At 37.0% G+C, this 1,497-nt stretch carries 2 protein-coding genes; both read right to left on the bottom strand.

The window, feature by feature from the left end:
- Positions 1-31: 31 nt before the first annotated feature.
- Positions 32-871 (bottom strand): IS3 family transposase, encoded by an 840-nt coding sequence (locus V6E76_RS11330; RefSeq protein WP_247353041.1) that lies wholly within the window; start codon positions 869-871, stop codon positions 32-34.
- Between the two features lie 38 nt (positions 872-909).
- Complete coding sequence (locus V6E76_RS11325) at positions 910-1,443, bottom strand: helix-turn-helix domain-containing protein (protein WP_247353039.1); 534 nt, start codon at positions 1,441-1,443, stop codon at positions 910-912.
- Between the last annotated feature and the right edge of the window lie 54 nt (positions 1,444-1,497).

Raw genomic sequence — 1,497 nt, 5'->3', positions numbered from 1 at the left:
TGTAGTGAACCCAAAAAGTTGAACTTTTTGATTAGACTATTTTTTCAAAGGTATGTTTCCTGTAATTTACAGGAGACATGCCTTTTAACTTTGTTTTAATTCTATCATTATTATAGAAATCTATATATTGATGAATCGCTGATTCGAGTTCTTTATATGTCATGAACTGTTGTCCATAGAACATTTCCTGTTTAAGCAAACCAAAGAAGTTCTCCATAGGGGCGTTATCTAGACAGTTGCCTTTTCGAGACATACTTTGAAATGTTTTATGTTCCTTAAGATGGCTGACCCACTTTTTATGCTGATAATGCCACCCTTGATCCGAGTGAACCGTCATTCGATAAGCTAAATCCGGTCGGTGTTCAATCAATTCCTTTAAAGGCTTTATGGCAATATCCAGTGTCGGTGCACGACTGATTGTATAAGATAATATTTCTCCGCTAAAAACATCCATAAATGGTGACAAGTAAAGCTTTTCTCCTGATGCTGAAACAGTGAATTGAGTGATATCAGTCAATACTTTTTGATAAGGGCGATCGGTTTTGAAACGACGGGACAGTTTGTTTTTAGCAATTTTACCGACTTTCCCTTTATAGGATTTATATTGACGGTTTCTATGTTTAAACTTTACGCAAAGTAATTGATTCTGTCGCATTAAGCGTAGTACTTTCTTGTGATTGACAATAATACCTCTTTTTTTCAACGCCAAGCAAACCCGCCGATAACCGTACCTGCCTTGACTTTCATTCACAATATCCTTGATAGATTGGACAATCTCAGTATCCTTACTATTTTCTTCGGGTAAACGGTCATTCCAGTACTTAAATACGCTCTTTGCGATACCTGCGACCTCAAGCAGTTCTTTAAGCATATAGAGCCCTGTTTCCCTTAACTCTATTATCGCTCTGACTATTTCTTTGTTCTTTTGTCTCGAGCTAAGGATTGTAACTTTTTTTCTAGGGCGATGGCAACCTCAAGTTTCCGATTCTCTACTCTTAAGCGTTCCAGCTCTTCGCGTTCAGTTTCATTCAAAGTCTCTAATTCTTTTCGCTTTTGTTTAGGTGTATTCTGCTTCATCGATTTAGAGGGCCTACCTTTCGGTTTATTTTCTAAACCCAGAATACCATATCGATTGTATTTACTCTGCCACTGCGCAATGAGAGAAAGGTTCGGTATATCAAACGTTTCAGCCGTTTCTCTATAGGATAACTGATGTGCTAGACGGTATTGTAGCACGGTTAGTTTAAATGATTTAGAATAAGTTGATCTCGTCATCCCAGCGGTCAACCCTTGAACCCCTTTATTTTTAAACTGAGAGAGCCATGTGCTGATTAAACTTTGATTGATATTATATTTGGCTTCTAATACTCTGAGACCATTGTCACTAGTTAAGTACTCATTAATTACCTTCAATTTTAATTCTATTGAATATCTTTTAGACATAGAAAAACACCCCTAAAGTTGAATTTTGGAGTTCAACTTTAGGGGTGCACGTCA

The organism is Jeotgalicoccus huakuii (genome assembly GCF_036665975.1).
Taxonomy (GTDB): Bacteria; Bacillota; Bacilli; order Staphylococcales; family Salinicoccaceae; genus Jeotgalicoccus; species Jeotgalicoccus marinus.
Note: the sequence above shows the minus strand (reverse complement) of the source record. Positions and strands in the feature narration are given on the sequence as shown.